11 protein-coding genes, 3 rRNA genes and 1 pseudogene are annotated in these 17,298 nt (G+C 66.3%); 11 read left to right on the top strand and 4 right to left on the bottom strand.

All coding sequences use genetic code 11. From position 1 onward, the window contains the following. Window positions 1-4: 4 nt before the first annotated feature. The 4 genes from AC3IYI_RS08670 (at window position 5) to AC3IYI_RS08655 (ending at window position 3,325) form a co-directional block, all read left to right on the top strand. Window positions 5-799 carry an ABC transporter ATP-binding protein gene (locus AC3IYI_RS08670; RefSeq protein ID WP_489409620.1) on the top strand — a complete coding sequence of 265 codons (795 nt, stop codon included), beginning with the start codon at window positions 5-7 and terminating at the stop codon, window positions 797-799. A 61-nt stretch (window positions 800-860) separates the two neighbouring features. Next, entirely contained in the window at window positions 861-1,292 is a 432-nt protein-coding gene (locus tag AC3IYI_RS08665; protein ID WP_489409619.1) for an NfeD family protein, read from the top strand. A 130-nt stretch (window positions 1,293-1,422) separates the two neighbouring features. Beyond that, window positions 1,423-2,418 carry an SPFH domain-containing protein gene (locus AC3IYI_RS08660; protein WP_489409618.1) on the top strand — a complete coding sequence of 332 codons (996 nt, stop codon included), beginning with the start codon at window positions 1,423-1,425 and terminating at the stop codon, window positions 2,416-2,418. A 136-nt stretch (window positions 2,419-2,554) separates the two neighbouring features. Next, window positions 2,555-3,325 (top strand): sulfite exporter TauE/SafE family protein, encoded by a 771-nt coding sequence (locus tag AC3IYI_RS08655; RefSeq protein WP_489409617.1) that lies wholly within the window; start codon window positions 2,555-2,557, stop codon window positions 3,323-3,325. A gap of 90 nt (window positions 3,326-3,415) precedes the next feature. On the opposite strand, the gene AC3IYI_RS08650 is transcribed toward AC3IYI_RS08655, so the two are convergent. From AC3IYI_RS08650 to AC3IYI_RS08640, 3 genes are all read right to left on the bottom strand, one after another. Continuing rightward, entirely contained in the window at window positions 3,416-3,919 is a 504-nt protein-coding gene (locus AC3IYI_RS08650) for an HNH endonuclease (RefSeq protein WP_254387938.1), read from the bottom strand. A 162-nt stretch (window positions 3,920-4,081) separates the two neighbouring features. After that, a complete protein-coding gene (locus AC3IYI_RS08645; RefSeq protein ID WP_489409616.1) occupies window positions 4,082-4,615 on the bottom strand; it encodes a YbhB/YbcL family Raf kinase inhibitor-like protein in 534 nt (177 codons plus the stop codon). A 92-nt stretch (window positions 4,616-4,707) separates the two neighbouring features. Beyond that, window positions 4,708-5,490, bottom strand: coding sequence for a sporulation protein (locus AC3IYI_RS08640; RefSeq protein WP_243338578.1), 783 nt, complete (start codon window positions 5,488-5,490; stop codon window positions 4,708-4,710). Window positions 5,491-5,637: 147 nt separating this feature from the next. Here AC3IYI_RS08640 and AC3IYI_RS08635 point away from each other — a divergent pair, with 147 nt between their 5' ends. The 6 genes and pseudogenes from AC3IYI_RS08635 to AC3IYI_RS08610 all read left to right on the top strand — a co-directional run bounded on the left by AC3IYI_RS08635 (window position 5,638) and on the right by AC3IYI_RS08610 (window position 14,744). Continuing rightward, complete coding sequence (locus tag AC3IYI_RS08635) at window positions 5,638-6,279, top strand: DNA-3-methyladenine glycosylase (protein WP_489409615.1); 642 nt, start codon at window positions 5,638-5,640, stop codon at window positions 6,277-6,279. Window positions 6,280-6,831: 552 nt separating this feature from the next. Next, a 16S ribosomal RNA gene (locus AC3IYI_RS08630) occupies window positions 6,832-8,356 on the top strand. Between the two features lie 286 nt (window positions 8,357-8,642). Further along, window positions 8,643-11,766 (top strand): 23S ribosomal RNA (locus tag AC3IYI_RS08625). 107 nt (window positions 11,767-11,873) lie between these two features. Continuing rightward, a 5S ribosomal RNA gene (rrf, locus tag AC3IYI_RS08620) occupies window positions 11,874-11,990 on the top strand. Together the 16S, 23S and 5S rRNA genes form the textbook arrangement of a ribosomal RNA operon. A 105-nt stretch (window positions 11,991-12,095) precedes the next feature. Further along, window positions 12,096-13,757, top strand: a pseudogene (locus AC3IYI_RS08615) (hypothetical protein); the annotation flags it as partial. Between the two features lie 105 nt (window positions 13,758-13,862). Beyond that, complete coding sequence (locus AC3IYI_RS08610) at window positions 13,863-14,744, top strand: tetratricopeptide repeat protein (protein ID WP_489411478.1); 882 nt, start codon at window positions 13,863-13,865, stop codon at window positions 14,742-14,744. 64 nt (window positions 14,745-14,808) lie between these two features. Here AC3IYI_RS08610 and AC3IYI_RS08605 read toward each other — a convergent pair whose 3' ends face one another. Then, on the bottom strand, window positions 14,809-16,080 hold the full coding sequence (locus AC3IYI_RS08605; protein WP_489409614.1) for a DUF1015 family protein: 1,272 nt from the start codon (window positions 16,078-16,080) through the stop codon (window positions 14,809-14,811). A 114-nt stretch (window positions 16,081-16,194) separates the two neighbouring features. Between AC3IYI_RS08605 and AC3IYI_RS08600 the strand changes: the two genes are divergently transcribed. Then, entirely contained in the window at window positions 16,195-17,238 is a 1,044-nt protein-coding gene (locus AC3IYI_RS08600) for an HAD-IIA family hydrolase (RefSeq protein WP_489409613.1), read from the top strand. Window positions 17,239-17,298: the final 60 nt, after the last annotated feature.

Here is a 17,298-nt window from a genome sequence, read left to right as displayed (position 1 = left end):
GCTCATGAGCGATGTTCTGGAGCTGGTGGACGTATCCGTGGTCCGCGAGGGCCGGGCTCTGGTGGACCAGGTCTCCTGGTCGGTCAAGGAGGGGGAGCGCTGGGTGATCCTCGGCCCCAACGGCGCCGGCAAGACCACGCTGCTGAACCTCGCCTCCAGCTACCTCTTCCCCACCAAGGGCTCCGCCACCATCCTCGGCAGCACCCTCGGCAAGGTGGACGTCTTCGAGCTGCGGCCCCGCATCGGCATGGCCGGCATCGCGATGGCCGACAAGCTGCCCAGGCGCCAGAGCGTCCTGGAGACCGTCCTCACCGCCGCGTACGGGATGACGGCCACCTGGCAGGAGGAGTACGAGGAGATCGACGAGCAGCGCGCCCGCGCCTTCCTCGACCGCCTCGGCATGACGCCCTACCTCGACCGGAAGTTCGGCACGCTCTCCGAGGGCGAGCGCAAGCGCACCCTGATCGCCCGCGCGCTGATGACCGACCCCGAGCTGCTGCTGCTCGACGAGCCCGCCGCGGGTCTCGACCTCGGCGGCCGCGAGGACCTCGTACGCCGCCTCGGCCGCCTCGCCCGCGATCCGCTCGCCCCGTCGATGATCATGGTCACGCACCACGTCGAGGAGATCGCACCCGGCTTCACCCACGTCCTGATGATCCGTCAGGGCAAGGTGGTCGCGGCCGGCCCCATCGAGCTCGAACTGACCTCCCGCAACCTCTCCCTCTGCTTCGGCCTGCCGCTCGTCGTCGAGCGCAACGAGAGCGACCGCTGGACCGCCCAGGGCCTGCCCCTGCGGTAGGCCGCGCTCCGGGCCCCCCGCACCCTGTCCGGACCGCGCCCACCCGACCTACCATGACCACGTGGACATCGACGCGTGGGTGTGGTGGCTCATCGGCGCGGTCGGACTGGGCATCCCCCTGGTCCTGACCGCGATGCCCGAGTTCGGCATGTTCGCCGCCGGAGCGGTGGCGGCCGCCGTGACGGCGGCCCTCGGCGGGGGAGTGGTCGCCCAAGTCCTGGTCTTCGTGATCGTGTCGGTCGCGCTCATCGCCGTCGTCCGCCCGATCGCCAACCGGCACCGCAACCAGAAACCCCAACACCGCAGCGGAATCGACGCGTTGAGGGGCCGCAGCGCCGTGGTCCTGGAACGCGTGGACGCGGGCGGCGGGGGCAGGATCAAGCTCGCCGGCGAGATCTGGTCGGCGCGCTCCCTGGACGCGGACATCACCTTCGAACCGGGCCAGTCCGTCGACGTGGTGGAGATCGACGGGGCGACCGCCGTCGTCATGTGACGGACCAGCCGTTAAACAACTCACCTGTGTGCGAGCCACATGTGGGCAAGCAGCCGACCCGCGGCCCCGGGGTCTGCGAGACTCCGCTGAACGGGGCAGCACAGACAGCCGGAAGGGCACGGGGAACCGCATGCAACCGATCATCATCGTTCTGATCATTCTGGTGGTTCTGGTCTTCATCGCACTGGTCAAGACGATCCAGGTGATCCCGCAGGCCAGCGCCGCCATCGTCGAGCGATTCGGCCGCTACACCCGCACCCTCAACGCGGGCCTCAACATCGTCGTCCCGTTCATCGACTCGATCCGCAACCGGATCGACCTCCGCGAGCAGGTCGTCCCCTTCCCGCCGCAGCCCGTCATCACCCAGGACAACCTCGTCGTCAACATCGACACGGTCATCTACTACCAGGTGACCGACGCCCGCGCCGCGACGTACGAGGTGGCCAGCTACATCCAGGCCATCGAGCAGCTCACCGTCACCACGCTCCGCAACATCATCGGCGGCATGGACCTGGAGCGGACCCTGACCTCCCGCGAGGAGATCAACGCGGCCCTGCGCGGGGTCCTCGACGAGGCCACCGGCAAGTGGGGCATCCGCGTCAACCGCGTCGAGCTCAAGGCCATCGAGCCGCCGACCTCCATCCAGGACTCGATGGAGAAGCAGATGCGTGCCGACCGCGACAAGCGCGCCGCGATCCTCCAGGCCGAAGGTGTCCGCCAGTCCGAGATCCTGCGCGCCGAAGGCGAGAAGCAGTCCTCCATCCTGCGCGCCGAAGGTGACGCCAAGGCCGCGGCCCTGCGCGCCGAGGGCGAGGCGCAGGCCATCCGTACGGTCTTCGAGTCCATCCACGCCGGCGACGCCGACCAGAAGCTCCTCGCCTACCAGTACCTCCAGATGCTCCCGAAGCTCGCCGAAGGCGACGCCAACAAGCTCTGGATCGTCCCGAGCGAGATCGGCGACGCCCTCAAGGGCCTCTCCGGAGCGATGGGCAACTTCGGCCCGATGGGCGCCGCCTCCGGCTTCAACCCGCAGAACGCCGGCAAGGACGTGGGCAGCGGCGGCGGCATCCCCGCCGCCCGCGACAAGGACGCCGCGGAACGCCGCGAACAGCCCCCCATCGACTGAACGAACTGATCGAACCGAACGGACAGAAACGGGCTGAACGGCCCGTCCCCTGCTGCATGATCAGTGAGGCCCCTCGACCTTCATGGCGGGGAGGCGACTCACTCACGCAAAGGGGACGGCTTTGTCTGCCTTCTCGATGTCTCTCTGGGAATCCCTGGCGGTCTTCGCCGCCGGGATCGGCGCCGGCACCATCAACACCATCGTCGGGTCCGGCACCCTGATCACCTTCCCGGTGCTGCTGGCCACGGGGCTGCCGCCGGTCACGGCCAACGTCTCCAACACCCTCGGCCTCGTGCCCGGTTCCATCAGCGGAGCCATCGGCTACCGCAAGGAGCTCCAGGGCCAGCGCGCCCGCATCATCCGGCTCGGCGCCGTCTCCCTGGTCGGCGGACTCGCCGGCGCGGTCCTGCTCCTCACCCTGCCGTCGGACTCCTTCGACACGATCGTGCCCGTCCTGATCGGCCTGGCCCTCGTCCTCGTCGTCTTCCAGCCCCGGCTCGCCGCGGTCCTGCGCCGACGCCAGGAGGCCGCGGGAGGAGACACCGGCCACCCCGACGGCGGCCCGCTCCTGTTGTCGGGCATGCTGCTCTCCAGCGTGTACGGGGGCTACTTCGGCGCCGCCCAGGGCGTGCTCTACCTCGGCCTCATGGGCCTGCTGCTCCGCGAGGACCTCCAGCGGATCAACGCGGTGAAGAACGTGGTCGCGGCGATAGTCAACGGCATCGCGGCCGCCTTCTTCCTCTTCGTCGCCGAGTTCGACTGGACGGCCGTCCTGCTCATCGCCGTCGGCTCCACCATCGGCGGCCAGATCGGCGCCAAGGTCGGCCGCCGCCTGCCACCCACCGTGCTGCGCGCCGTCATCGTGACCGTCGGGATCATCGCGATCGTCCAGCTGCTGATCCGCTGAGCGACGTAGAAGAACTACGTCGCCCAGCGCATCCGGCTACCCGACAGGACGAGCTTGCCCTACGTGCTGGCCTCGCGGTGAGTCCGCGACCTAGGCGGAACGCTCCAGCCACTCCGGCAGCGCCTCCCGCCCGCCCACCCCCAGCGCGAGCAGCATGGCGTCCGCCGGTGAGGGAACGAAGGGCTTGCGCAGGAGCGGCATCCCCGCCTCCTCCGGTGTCCGCGCCGCCTTGCGGTGGTTGTCCTCGGAGCAGGAGGCCACCGTGTTCAGCCAGGTGTCCCCACCCCCCTGCGCCCGCGGAAGCACGTGGTCCACGGTCGTCGCGCGCTTCCCGCAGTACGCGCACCGGTGTTGGTCCCGGATCAACACCCCCCTCCGTGACCAGGGAGCATGTCTCCGGAAGGGCACCCGCACGTACCTGCAGAGTCTGATCACCCGCGGCAGCGGAAGCTCCATCGTCGCCGCGCGCACACGGAACTCGGGATGCGCCTGTTCGACCACGGCCTTGTCCTGGAGCACCAGGACCACAGCCCGGTTCATCGTCACCGTCGACAGCGGCTCGAAGCTCGCGTTCAGCACCAGCGTGTCCCGCATCTCGCCCACCTCCCGTGTGCAGGCCCGCGACCACCCTGGCGGCGAGGCCCGCGACCCACTCTGGTCGCGCGCGCCACGCGGGACAACGCAATAAAAATGCCCGGTCCTGGCCTTCTTTAGACCAGGACCGGGCAAACGCTCGGAGAACGAAGAGCGGAACGCTCAGCCCGCGGGAGCCTCGTACTCACCGACGAGCTGCGCACGCCCCAGCGTGTGGAACCGCAGATTGAACCCGACGACGGCCGGGGAAACGTCCGCGCCGGGACCGAGCTTCTCCTTGTCCACCGCGTACACGGTGAACACGTAACGGTGCCGCTCCCCGGCCGGGGGAGCCGCCCCGCCGAAGTCCTGGGTGCCGTAGTCGTTGCGCACGTGCACGGCTCCGGCGGGCAGCCCCTCGAACGTGGCCGAGCCCGCCCCCGCCGGCAGCTCGGTGACCGAGACCGGCAGATCGAAGAGCACCCAGTGCCAGAACCCGCTCCCCGTCGGCGCGTCCGGGTCGAAGCAGGTCACGGCGAAGCTCTTCGTCCCCTCCGGGAACCCCTCCCACCGCAGGTGCGGCGACACGTTCCCACCGGACAGCACCTGGTCGGGCCCCAGATCGGCCCCGGGCTCCAGGTCCGCACTGCTCACGGTGAATTCGTGCACCGGGGGATGGAAATCGTGGGGGAGCGGCGCCCTGCTCTGCTCGGCCACTGCGGAACCTCCTGCTGGGTTGAGTCGACGCTGACAGGTACCGGTGCCGGCACCGGTACCTGTACCTGTACCGGCACCGAGCCTAGATCCGCTCAGAGCCAGTTGCGCTGCGAACCCACCGACGAGATCCACTGGTTCAGGTAGGCAGCCCAGTCGGTGTCCTGGTAGGACTGCAGCCCCACCTGGAAGCACCGGAAGGTGTCGCTGCCCTCGCTGAACAGACCCGGCTTCTTGTCCATCTCCAGGACGACGTCCATCTCGCGCCCGTCGGAGACGAAGGTCAGCTCGACCTGGTTCAGCCCCCGGTACTGCGACGGCGGCAGGAACTCGATCTCCTGGTAGAACGGCAGCGTCTGCCGCGTCCCCCGGATGTGCCCGCGCTCCATGTCCGCACTGCGGAAGGAGAAGCCCAGCTGGGTGAAGGCGTCGAGGATCGCCTGCTGCGCCGGCACCGGGTGCACGTTGATCGCGTCGAGGTCGCCGGCGTCCACCGCGCGCGCGATCTCCAGCTCGGTGCTGACCCCGATGTTCATCCCGTGCAGCTGACGCCCGCCGAAGTGGGTGATCGGCGTCTCCCAGGGGATCTCCAGCCCGAACGGAACCACGTGCAGAGCGCCCGCCTGGACCTGGAAGGCACCGCCGAGACGCTGCTTGCTGAAGACCACGTCCTGCTTGTACTCCTGGTCGTTGCCCTCGACCTCCACCCGCGCCTGGAGCCCGACGGACAGCCCCTCGATCTGCTGCTCCACGGACCCGCCCTGGATCCGGACCTCGCCCTGGACGATCCCGCCCGGCACGACGTTCGGCTCGGTGATGACGGTGTCGACCGAAGCACCACCGGCACCCAGGCTCGCGAACAGCTTCCTGAACCCCATGCTCTGACTCCCCTTATACGACGTGCTCGAAAATGTTCTGCTCGACAAGACCCGCGCGACCACGCGGGCACTACCTCTGCATACCTCTACAAACGCGGAACCTTAGGCCCCGGTTGCAGGAGTGCGCAGTCCACTACGCTCGACTGGATGAGCGCGCGCCCCGACCGTACGCCCCTGCCCCGGTCCTTCTTCGACCGCCCGGTCCTCACCGTGGCCCCGGACCTCCTCGGCCGCACCCTGGTCCGCCGCACCCCGGACGGCCCCATGGAAATGCGCATCACGGAGGTGGAGGCGTACGAGGGGGAAGCCGACCCGGGCTCCCACGCCTACCGCGGCCGGACGGCGCGCAACGCGTCGATGTTCGGTCCACCCGGACACGCGTACGTCTACTTCATCTACGGCATGTGGTTCAGCCTCAACTTGGTCTGCGGCCCGCCGGGCCACGCGAGCGGCGTCTTGCTCCGGGCCGGGGAGATCACCGTGGGTGCGGATCTTGCCCGCAAACGCCGAGTTTCAGCCAGAACCGACCGAGAACTGGCCAAAGGCCCGGCCCGCCTGGCCACCGCCCTGGCTGTGGACCGTTCCCTCGACGGCACGGACCTCTGCGGGGGCCCGGATTCCCCCTTGTCCCTACTGGCGGGCACCCCCACCTCGCCGGATCTGCGGAGCCATGGCCCCCGCACCGGGGTGGGCGGCGCCGGCGCGGCCCACCCGTACCGCTACTGGCTCACCCACGACCCGACGGTGAGCCCGTACCGAGCCCACGCGCCACGCCGCCGCTCAACTTGACTCGGCCCCGGCGGACGCCTAACGTAGCCCGAGCCGCTTGAACGGGGCACTGCTATCAGCAGACCCCCAGAGCGGCCAACCCACTACCTACGACTTACCCCTGGCGGGGTCCTATTCGGCATGTCCGAATTCGATTCCGAACGGCCGATTATGAGCCACACGGGATAAGCGCTAATGTGGTGGAGCGCCGAAAGGCACAGACCCCCAACGGTCACCGAATTCAAATCCAAACCGACTGCGACTTTCGAGAAGCAGGGCGCGGAAATGATCTGGTAGAGTTGGAAACGAAGGAAGCGCCCGGAGGGCCTGGAAACAGGAACAAAGGAAGCGTCCGTTCCTTGAGAACTCAACAGCGTGCCAAAAATCAACGCCAAAAAGTTGATACCCCGTCCATTTCGGTGGATGAGGTTCCTTTGAAAAAGACCTGTGAGGTCGCGGCTTCGGCCCTGACACTTGCAGGCAATTACACAGCGAGGACGCAGTGGACGGTCGGTCTTATTCCGACATGACTGTCCCGCTCTAAGTGCGTGTGCACCGGATAACCGGTAAACATTCATGGAGAGTTTGATCCTGGCTCAGGACGAACGCTGGCGGCGTGCTTAACACATGCAAGTCGAACGATGAAGCCCTTCGGGGTGGATTAGTGGCGAACGGGTGAGTAACACGTGGGCAATCTGCCCTTCACTCTGGGACAAGCCCTGGAAACGGGGTCTAATACCGGATAACACTCCTGCCTGCATGGGCGGGGGTTAAAAGCTCCGGCGGTGAAGGATGAGCCCGCGGCCTATCAGCTTGTTGGTGGGGTAATGGCCCACCAAGGCGACGACGGGTAGCCGGCCTGAGAGGGCGACCGGCCACACTGGGACTGAGACACGGCCCAGACTCCTACGGGAGGCAGCAGTGGGGAATATTGCACAATGGGCGAAAGCCTGATGCAGCGACGCCGCGTGAGGGATGACGGCCTTCGGGTTGTAAACCTCTTTCAGCAGGGAAGAAGCGAAAGTGACGGTACCTGCAGAAGAAGCGCCGGCTAACTACGTGCCAGCAGCCGCGGTAATACGTAGGGCGCAAGCGTTGTCCGGAATTATTGGGCGTAAAGAGCTCGTAGGCGGCTTGTCACGTCGGATGTGAAAGCCCGAGGCTTAACCTCGGGTCTGCATTCGATACGGGCTAGCTAGAGTGTGGTAGGGGAGATCGGAATTCCTGGTGTAGCGGTGAAATGCGCAGATATCAGGAGGAACACCGGTGGCGAAGGCGGATCTCTGGGCCATTACTGACGCTGAGGAGCGAAAGCGTGGGGAGCGAACAGGATTAGATACCCTGGTAGTCCACGCCGTAAACGTTGGGAACTAGGTGTTGGCGACATTCCACGTCGTCGGTGCCGCAGCTAACGCATTAAGTTCCCCGCCTGGGGAGTACGGCCGCAAGGCTAAAACTCAAAGGAATTGACGGGGGCCCGCACAAGCAGCGGAGCATGTGGCTTAATTCGACGCAACGCGAAGAACCTTACCAAGGCTTGACATATACCGGAAAGCATTAGAGATAGTGCCCCCCTTGTGGTCGGTATACAGGTGGTGCATGGCTGTCGTCAGCTCGTGTCGTGAGATGTTGGGTTAAGTCCCGCAACGAGCGCAACCCTTGTCCTGTGTTGCCAGCATGCCCTTCGGGGTGATGGGGACTCACAGGAGACCGCCGGGGTCAACTCGGAGGAAGGTGGGGACGACGTCAAGTCATCATGCCCCTTATGTCTTGGGCTGCACACGTGCTACAATGGCCGGTACAATGAGCTGCGATACCGTGAGGTGGAGCGAATCTCAAAAAGCCGGTCTCAGTTCGGATTGGGGTCTGCAACTCGACCCCATGAAGTCGGAGTTGCTAGTAATCGCAGATCAGCATTGCTGCGGTGAATACGTTCCCGGGCCTTGTACACACCGCCCGTCACGTCACGAAAGTCGGTAACACCCGAAGCCGGTGGCCCAACCCGTAAGGGAGGGAGCTGTCGAAGGTGGGACTGGCGATTGGGACGAAGTCGTAACAAGGTAGCCGTACCGGAAGGTGCGGCTGGATCACCTCCTTTCTAAGGAGCACAGTACCGATTGCAGACAAACGTTCTGCACGGTCAGCTCAGGGTGGAACGTTGATTAGTTGGCACGGTTTCCTGGATGGATCACAAGTACTGCTTCGGCGTGGAAAGTGACTCACTGACGGGGGATCGTGCTTGGCACGTTGTTGGGTATCTGAGGGTACGGCCGTAAGGCTTTATCTTCGTGATGCCGGCCCCAGTGAACTCGCCAGCTTGTCTGGTGGGGTGATGGGTGGCTGGTCGTTGCTTGAGAACTACACAGTGGACGCGAGCATCTGTAGGCCAAGTTTTTAAGGGCGCACGGTGGATGCCTTGGCACCAGGAACCGATGAAGGACGTGAGAGGCCGCGATAGGCCCCGGGGAGCTGCCAACTGAGCTTTGATCCGGGGGTGTCCGAATGGGGAAACCCGGCAGTCGTCATGGGCTGTCACCCACTGCTGAACACATAGGCAGTGTGGAGGGAACGCGGGGAAGTGAAACATCTCAGTACCCGCAGGAAGAGAAAACAACCGTGATTCCGGGAGTAGTGGCGAGCGAAACCGGATGAGGCCAAACCGTATGCGTGTGATACCCGGCAGGGGTTGCGCATGCGGGGTTGTGGGAATTCTTTTGATCGGTCTGCCGGCCGGTCGGCGAGTCAGAAACCGTTGATGTAGTCGAAGGACATGCGAAAGGTCCGGCGTAGAGGGTAAGACCCCCGTAGACGAAACATCAGCGGCTTGCTTAAGAATCTCCCAAGTAGCACGGGGCCCGAGAAATCCCGTGTGAATCTGGCGGGACCACCCGCTAAGCCTAAATATTCCCTGGTGACCGATAGCGGATAGTACCGTGAGGGAATGGTGAAAAGTACCGCGGGAGCGGAGTGAAATAGTACCTGAAACCGTGTGCCTACAAGCCGTGGGAGCGTCGCCGTTATTCTTCGGAATAACGGTCGTGACTGCGTGCCTTTTGAAGAATGAGCCTGCGAGTTAGCGGTGTGTAGCGAGGTTAACCCGTGTGGGGAAGCCGTAGCGAAAGCGAGTCCGAATAGGGCGATTGAGTTGCACGCTCTAGACCCGAAGCGGAGTGATCTAGCCATGGGCAGGTTGAAGCGGAGGTAAGACTTCGTGGAGGACCGAACCCACCAGGGTTGAAAACCTGGGGGATGACCTGTGGTTAGGGGTGAAAGGCCAATCAAACTCCGTGATAGCTGGTTCTCCCCGAAATGCATTTAGGTGCAGCGTCACGTGTTTCTTGCCGGAGGTAGAGCACTGGATAGGCGATGGGCCCTACCGGGTTACTGACCTTAGCCAAACTCCGAATGCCGGTAAGTGAGAGCGTGGCAGTGAGACTGTGGGGGATAAGCTCCATGGTCGAGAGGGAAACAGCCCAGAGCATCGACTAAGGCCCCTAAGCGTACGCTAAGTGGGAAAGGATGTGGAGTCGCAGAGACAACCAGGAGGTTGGCTTAGAAGCAGCCACCCTTGAAAGAGTGCGTAATAGCTCACTGGTCAAGTGATTCCGCGCCGACAATGTAGCGGGGCTCAAGCGTACCGCCGAAGTCGTGTCATTGCAGCAATAGGGCCAACGCCCGCTGTGATGGGTAGGGGAGCGTCGTGTGCCGGGTGAAGCAGCAGCGGAAGCTAGTTGTGGACGGTTCACGAGTGAGAATGCAGGCATGAGTAGCGATACACACGTGAGAAACGTGTGCGCCGATTGACTAAGGGTTCCTGGGTCAAGCTGATCTGCCCAGGGTAAGTCGGGACCTAAGGCGAGGCCGACAGGCGTAGTCGATGGACAACCGGTTGATATTCCGGTACCCGCTTTGAAACGCCCAATATCGAATCAGGCGATGCTAAGCCCGTGAAGCCGTTCCGGACCCTTCGGGGAAAGGAAAGTGGTGGAGCCGGTGACCCAGACTTGTAGTAGGTAAGCGATGGGGTGACGCAGGAAGGTAGTCCAGCCCGGGCGGTGGTAGTCCCGGGGTAAGGGTGTAGGCCGAGGGGTAGGCAAATCCGTCCCTCATATAAGGCTGAGACCTGATGCCGAGCCGATTGTGGTGAAGTGGATGATCCTATGCTGTCGAGAAAAGCCTCTAGCGAGTTTCATGGCGGCCCGTACCCTAAACCGACTCAGGTGGTCAGGTAGAGAATACCGAGGCGTTCGGGTGAACTATGGTTAAGGAACTCGGCAAAATGCCCCCGTAACTTCGGGAGAAGGGGGGCCATCACTGGTGATCGGATTTACTCCGTGAGCTGGGGGTGGCCGCAGAGACCAGCGAGAAGCGACTGTTTACTAAAAACACAGGTCCGTGCGAAGCCGTAAGGCGATGTATACGGACTGACGCCTGCCCGGTGCTGGAACGTTAAGGGGACCGGTTAGTCACATTTCGGTGTGGCGAAGCTGAGAACTTAAGCGCCAGTAAACGGCGGTGGTAACTATAACCATCCTAAGGTAGCGAAATTCCTTGTCGGGTAAGTTCCGACCTGCACGAATGGCGTAACGACTTCTCGACTGTCTCAACCATAGGCCCGGTGAAATTGCACTACGAGTAAAGATGCTCGTTTCGCGCAGCAGGACGGAAAGACCCCGGGACCTTTACTATAGTTTGATATTGGTGTTCGGTTCGGCTTGTGTAGGATAGGTGGGAGACTTTGAAGCGGCCACGCCAGTGGTTGTGGAGTCGTCGTTGAAATACCACTCTGGTCGTGCTGGATGTCTAACCTCGGTCCGTGATCCGGATCAGGGACAGTGTCTGATGGGTAGTTTAACTGGGGCGGTTGCCTCCCAAAAAGTAACGGAGGCGCCCAAAGGTTCCCTCAGCCTGGTTGGCAATCAGGTGTTGAGTGTAAGTGCACAAGGGAGCTTGACTGTGAGACCGACGGGTCGAGCAGGGACGAAAGTCGGGACTAGTGATCCGGCGGTGGCTTGTGGAAGCGCCGTCGCTCAACGGATAAAAGGTACCCCGGGGATAACAGGCTGATCTTCCCCAAGAGTCCATATCGACGGGATGGTTTGGCACCTCGATGTCGGCTCGTCGCATCCTGGGGCTGGAGTCGGTCCCAAGGGTTGGGCTGTTCGCCCATTAAAGCGGTACGCGAGCTGGGTTTAGAACGTCGTGAGACAGTTCGGTCCCTATCCGCTGTGCGCGTAGGAATATTGAGAAGGGCTGTCCCTAGTACGAGAGGACCGGGACGGACGAACCTCTGGTGTGCCAGTTGTCCTGCCAAGGGCATGGCTGGTTGGCTACGTTCGGGAGGGATAACCGCTGAAAGCATCTAAGCGGGAAGCCTGCTTCAAGATGAGTATTCCCACCTCCTTGAGAGGGTAAGGCTCCCAGTAGACGACTGGGTTGATAGGCCAGATGTGGAAGCCCGGTAACGGGTGGAGCTGACTGGTACTAATAGGCCGAGGGCTTGTCCTCAGTTGCTCGCGTCCACTGTGTTAGTTCTGAAGCAACGAACGGTTGCTGGTTTCTAGAGCTAGAACATAACTACAAAGTGTGCTTGTTCGCTCGAAACCGATTAGGGTTTCGGTGGTCATAGCGTTAGGGAAACGCCCGGTTACATTCCGAACCCGGAAGCTAAGCCTTTCAGCGCCGATGGTACTGCAGGGGGGACCCTGTGGGAGAGTAGGACACCGCCGAACAATTTTTCAAAGGACCCCTGGTCCAGCGTTCAACGCTGGAGCAGGGGTCTTTTTTGTTTTCCAGATCTTTACGCCGAAGCGCGGCCATGGGTTGGTTGCGCGAGAATGACTAGCGGTACCCCGAAGACAGGAGTCACACCCATGTCCAACTCTCCCGACGATCGTCCGGAGCGCGAGCCTCGGCGCAACGACGGCGGTGACAGGGGCGGCTACCGTGGGGGCCGTGACGACCGTGGCGGCGAGCGTCCGCCGTTCCGTCGCGATGACCGTCCCTCCGGTGGTGGCGACCGTCCCTCCGGTGGTGGCTTCCGCCGTGACGACCGTGGCGGCCGTCCGGCCGGCGGCGGCGACCGTCCGTCCTACCCGCGTCGCGATGACCGTGGTGGGGACCGCCCCTCCGGTGGCGGCGACCGTCCCTCCGGTGGTGGCTTCCGCCGTGACGACCGTGGCGGCCGTCCGGCCGGCGGCGGCGACCGTCCGTCCTACCCGCGTCGCGATGACCGTGGTGGGGACCGCCCCTCCGGTGGCGGCGACCGTCCCTCCGGTGGTGGCTTCCGCCGTGACGACCGTGGCGGCCGTCCGGCCGGCGGCGGCGACCGTCCGTCCTTCCCGCGCCGCGACGACCGTGGTGGGGACCGTCCCTCCGGTGGCGGTTTCCGTGGCAACGACCGCGGTGACCGTCCCTCCGGTGGCGGTTTCCGCCGTGACGACCGCCCCTCCGGTGGCGACCGTCCGTCCTACCCGCGTCGCGATGACGACCGTGGTGGCTTCCGTGGCGGTCGTGACGACCGTGGCGGCGACCGTCCCTCCTTCCCGCGTCGCGACGACCGTGGTGGGGACCGTCCCTCCGGTGGCGGTTTCCGTGGCAACGACCGGGGTGACCGTCCCTCGTACCCGCGTCGTGACGACCGACCCTCCGGTGGCGACCGTCCGTCCTACCCCCGTCGGGACGACGACCGTGGTGGCTTCCGTGGCGGTCGTGACGACCGTGGCGGCGACCGTCCCTCCTTCCCGCGCCGCGACGACCGTGGTGGCGACCGTCCCTCGTACCCGCGTCGCGACGACCGCCCCTCTGGTGGCGACCGTCCCTCGTACCCGCGTCGCGACGACCGCCCCTCCGGTGGCGGTTTCCGTGGCAACGACCGCGGTGACCGTCCCTCCGGTGGTGGCTTCCGCCGTGACGACCGCCCCTCCGGTGGCGACCGTCCGTCCTACCCCCGTCGGGACGATGACCGTGGTGGCTTCCGTGGCGGTCGTGACGACCGTGGCGGCGACCGTCCCTCCTTCCCGCGCCGCGACGACCGTGGTGGGGACCGCCCCTCCGGCGGCGGCTTCCGTGGCAACGACCGCGGCGACCGTCCCTCGTACCCGCGTCGTGACGACCGCCCCTCCGGTGGCGACCGTCCGTCCTACCCCCGTCGCGACGACGACCGTGGTGGATTCCGCGGGAACGACCGCGGCGACCGTCCTTCGTACCCGCGTCGTGACGACCGTCCCTCCGGTGGCGACCGTCCGTCCTACCCGCGTCGGGATGACGACCGTGGTGGATTCCGTGGCGGTCGTGACGACCGTGGCGGCGACCGTCCTTCGTACCCGCGTCGTGACGACCGTCCCTCCGGTGGCGACCGTCCGTCGTACCCGCGTCGCGATGACGACCGTGGTGGCTTCCGCGGCGGTCGTGACGACCGTGGCGGCGACCGTCCCTCGTACCCGCGTCGCGATGACCGGGGTGGCGACCGCGGTGGGTTCCGCGGTCGTGACGACCGGGGTGGCGACCGTGACTTCCGTGCGGACCGGGACCCGGTCAAGCGACTTCCGATCGACGACGACGTCACCGGTTTCGAGATCGACTCCGACGTTCGCCAGGAGCTGCTGAGCCTGCCCAAGGGGCTGGCCGAGGAAGTCTCCAAGAACCTGGTCATGGTGGCCCGGCTGATCGACGAGGACCCGGAGCAGGCGTACGCGTACTCGCGCATCGCCCTGCGTCTGGCCTCCCGTGTCGCCGCCGTGCGCGAGGCCGCCGGCTTCGCCGCGTACGCCAACCAGAAGTACGCCGAGGCGATCGCGGAGTTCCGCGCCGCCAAGCGGATGACCGGTTCGGTGGAGCTGTGGCCCGTCATCGCCGACTGCGAGCGCGGCCTCGGCCGTCCGGAGCGGGCGCTGACCATGGCCGGCGAGCCCGAGGTGCAGAAGCTGGACAAGGCCGGACAGGTCGAGATGCGTCTCGTCGCGGCCGGTGCCCGCCGGGACATGGACCAGCTCGACGCCGCCATCGTGACCCTGCAGAGCCCGGAGCTGGCCTCCAGCTCGGTGCAGCCGTGGACCGCGCGCCTGCGGTATGCCTACGCCGACGCCCTGCTGGCGGCCGGTCGTGAGGACGAGGCACGCGAGTGGTTCGCCAAGACCCTTGAGGCCGACAAGGACGGGGCCACGGACGCCTCGGACCGTCTCGCCGAGCTGGACGGTGTCGAGTTCGTCGACGCCTCCGCCGACGACTCGGACGACGTGGATGTCGAGGTCGAGGACGACTTCGACGACGAGGACGAGGACGAGGACGACGACGACCCGGAGGTCGCGGCGGCCGAGCGTGCCTCCGACCAGGCCGAGTACTACGACGAGGACGACGACGAGTACGAAGGCGAGGCCGACGCGGATGTTGACGACGTCGACGTCACCGACGAGATCGTCGTTCTCGACGAGGACGAGGACGACGACGACGAGCGTCGTGACGCCGGAGTCCGCGACGAGGGCTGAGTGAGCTGAGAAAGGGCGGTACCCCCGATGGGGGTACCGCCCTTTTTTCGTTGGTCGGGGTCCGTCAGTCCACGCTGCGCAGGACCAGGCCGGTGGCCGGCTTCGGGCCGAAGGAGGTGGACTTGCGGGGCATCGTCACGCCCTGGCGGGCCAGTTCCCGTACGACCGACTCGCGTACCGGGTGCAGCAGGACGGCCGTGCCGCCGAGGCGCTCCGCCATCTCGACGGTGGCCTCGGTGTCGTGGATGTACGAGATCTGGTCGGGGGCGTCGGGAACGGCCCAGAGGGTGTCCAGCAGGGTCGCGTGGAGGACCGTGGCGTCCAGTCGGCGCCAGGCCTCGGGGCGGTCGCCGCGGACCGTGCGCTCGATCAGTGCCGGCTCGGGGTCGGTGACCAGATGGAAGGTGCCGTCGCCGGTGAGCAGGAAGGCGTTGCCGAGCTCCGCGGCCTCGGCCAGGGCGGCCATGGCGGCCGACAGCGGTCCGTCGACGGTGCGGACCTGGAAGCGGCCGTCGAGGGCGGCCAGGGCGTCGGCGGGGGGCAGGCGCCGGAGCAGCCGGTGGATCGCGCGGACCTGGAGCGGATAGCGGGCGGTGTCGACGAGGAGGACCAGGCCGAAGTCCCAGGGGGTGGGGGAGCCGTGCTCCTCCTGGAGGCGCAGGTACGTCGCCCAGCGGTGGTGGCCGTCGGCGATGAGGGCCTGACGGTCGCCCAGATCGGCGGTGATCGCCGCCAGGTCGGCGGGGGCCGTGATGGCCCACAGCCGGTGCTGGAAGCCGTCCTCCGTGGTGGTGGAGAACAGCGGGGTGGAGTGGGCGGTGCGCTCGACGACCGCTGCCGCGCCCGCGGCCGGATCGTCGCCCAGGTAGGTCAGGAGGAGCGGTTCGAGGTTGGCCGAAGTGGCGCGCATCAGGCCGGCGCGGTCGGTGACCACGTGGGGCATGACGTCCTCGTGGGGGAGGACGATCCCCTCGTCGGCGGTGGAGAGGGCGAGGGCCCCGATGACCCCGCGCTGGAGCAGCTCGCCCCTGCGCTGCTCGTAGACGTAGAGCGCGGGCACCGGGTCGGCGCTGAGGATGCCGTCCGCGAGCCAGTCGCGCAGCGTGTGCGCGGCCTGCTGGTTGCGGGCGGCGGGGGTGTCGGCCTGCGGGAGGATCAGGCGGACGATGTTGTGGGGGTCGGCGGACTCCAGGTGGTTGAGTCCGTCGGGGCGCACGACCACGTCGTACGGCGGCGAGGTGACGGCGGCCAGGCTGCCGACACGCTCCGGGACATAGCGCAGGCCGTGGAACGGGATCAGGCGCAGTCCATGGTCCGCGGTGCCAGATGTGGTCATTGGAGAATCGTAAGACCCGTCTCGCCATGCGGGATGATCGGGGGAGTACGGAAACCGGACAAGATCGATCTCCCCCAGCCGCCGCTGGGAGGGGCCCCAGGAGGAGCGGACACCATGACCCGGCAGAGCAGGACCCTTCCCGCGGGCAGTGAGCGGAGTCTGCACCAGGCGTACGACACGGCCCTGCTGGACCTTGACGGCGTGGTGTACGCGGGCGGGGAGGCCATCGTGCACGCCGTGGACTCGCTCGCCGCGGCGCGGGCCGACGGGATGCACCTGGCGTACGTGACGAACAACGCGCTGCGCACCCCGGACGCGGTCGCCGAGCACCTGAGCGAGCTGGGGATCCCGACGGAGGCCGGCGAGGTGATCACCTCCGCGCAGGCGGTGGCCCGTCTCATCGCCGAGCAGGTGGAGCCCGGCTCGAAGGTGCTGGTGATCGGCGGCGAGGGCCTGCGGGTCGCGCTGCGCGAACGCGGGCTGGTGCCGGTGGACTCCGCCGAGGAGGAGGGGCTCGTCGCCGTGGTCCAGGGGTACGGGGGACCCGATCTGCCGTGGGGGCGGTTCGCGGAGGCCTCGTACGCGATCAACCGCGGGGTGCCGTGGTACGCCTCGAACACCGACCTGACGATTCCGGGGGCGCGGGGGATCGCGCCGGGCAACGGGGCCGCCGTGGAGGTCGTACGGATCGCCACGGGCGCCGAACCCCAGGTGGCGGGCAAGCCGCTGCCCCCGATGCACCGCGAGACCGTGCTGCGGACCGGGGCGAAGCGGCCGCTGGTGGTCGGGGACCGGCTGGACACCGACATCGAGGGCGCCTTCAACGGGGACGTGGACTCGCTGCTCGTGCTGACCGGGGTGACGGACGGGGCGCAGCTGCTGCGGGCCGAGCCGAAGTACCGGCCGACGTACGTGGACCGGGACCTGCGCGGGCTGTTGACCGGGCAGCCGGAGGTGGTGGCGGCCGACGGGGGCGGGTTCCGCTGTGGGAGCTGGACGGCGGTGGCGCTGGACGGCGTACTGGAGCTGCGCGGTGAGGACGGCGGACCGGCCGGCGCCGACGGGCTGCGGGCGCTGTGCGCGGCGGCCTGGACCCAGGCGGGCGACGGCTCGTGCGGGCTGGACGCGGGCAAGGCACTGGCCAGGCTGGGGCTGTAAGGGCTGCAAGGGGCTGTGATCTGTACCGGCCGCACGCGCCGGCGGAGCCGGGCCGCCGGT

Source organism: Streptomyces sp. GL_148 (assembly GCF_057834205.1).
Note: the sequence above shows the minus strand (reverse complement) of the source record. Positions and strands in the feature narration are given on the sequence as shown.

Coding starts and splice junctions, on each gene's coding strand:
- AC3IYI_RS08600 (WP_489409613.1), top strand. CDS start 16,195: ATGACCCGGCAGAGCAGGACCCTTCCCGCGGGCAGTGAGCGGAGTCTG.
- AC3IYI_RS08655 (WP_489409617.1), top strand. CDS start 2,555: ATGTCTCTCTGGGAATCCCTGGCGGTCTTCGCCGCCGGGATCGGCGCC.
- AC3IYI_RS08670 (WP_489409620.1), top strand. CDS start 5: ATGAGCGATGTTCTGGAGCTGGTGGACGTATCCGTGGTCCGCGAGGGC.
- AC3IYI_RS08660 (WP_489409618.1), top strand. CDS start 1,423: ATGCAACCGATCATCATCGTTCTGATCATTCTGGTGGTTCTGGTCTTC.
- AC3IYI_RS08605 (WP_489409614.1), bottom strand. CDS start 16,080: ATGACCACATCTGGCACCGCGGACCATGGACTGCGCCTGATCCCGTTC.
- AC3IYI_RS08640 (WP_243338578.1), bottom strand. CDS start 5,490: ATGGGGTTCAGGAAGCTGTTCGCGAGCCTGGGTGCCGGTGGTGCTTCG.
- AC3IYI_RS08650 (WP_254387938.1), bottom strand. CDS start 3,919: ATGCGGGACACGCTGGTGCTGAACGCGAGCTTCGAGCCGCTGTCGACG.
- AC3IYI_RS08635 (WP_489409615.1), top strand. CDS start 5,638: ATGAGCGCGCGCCCCGACCGTACGCCCCTGCCCCGGTCCTTCTTCGAC.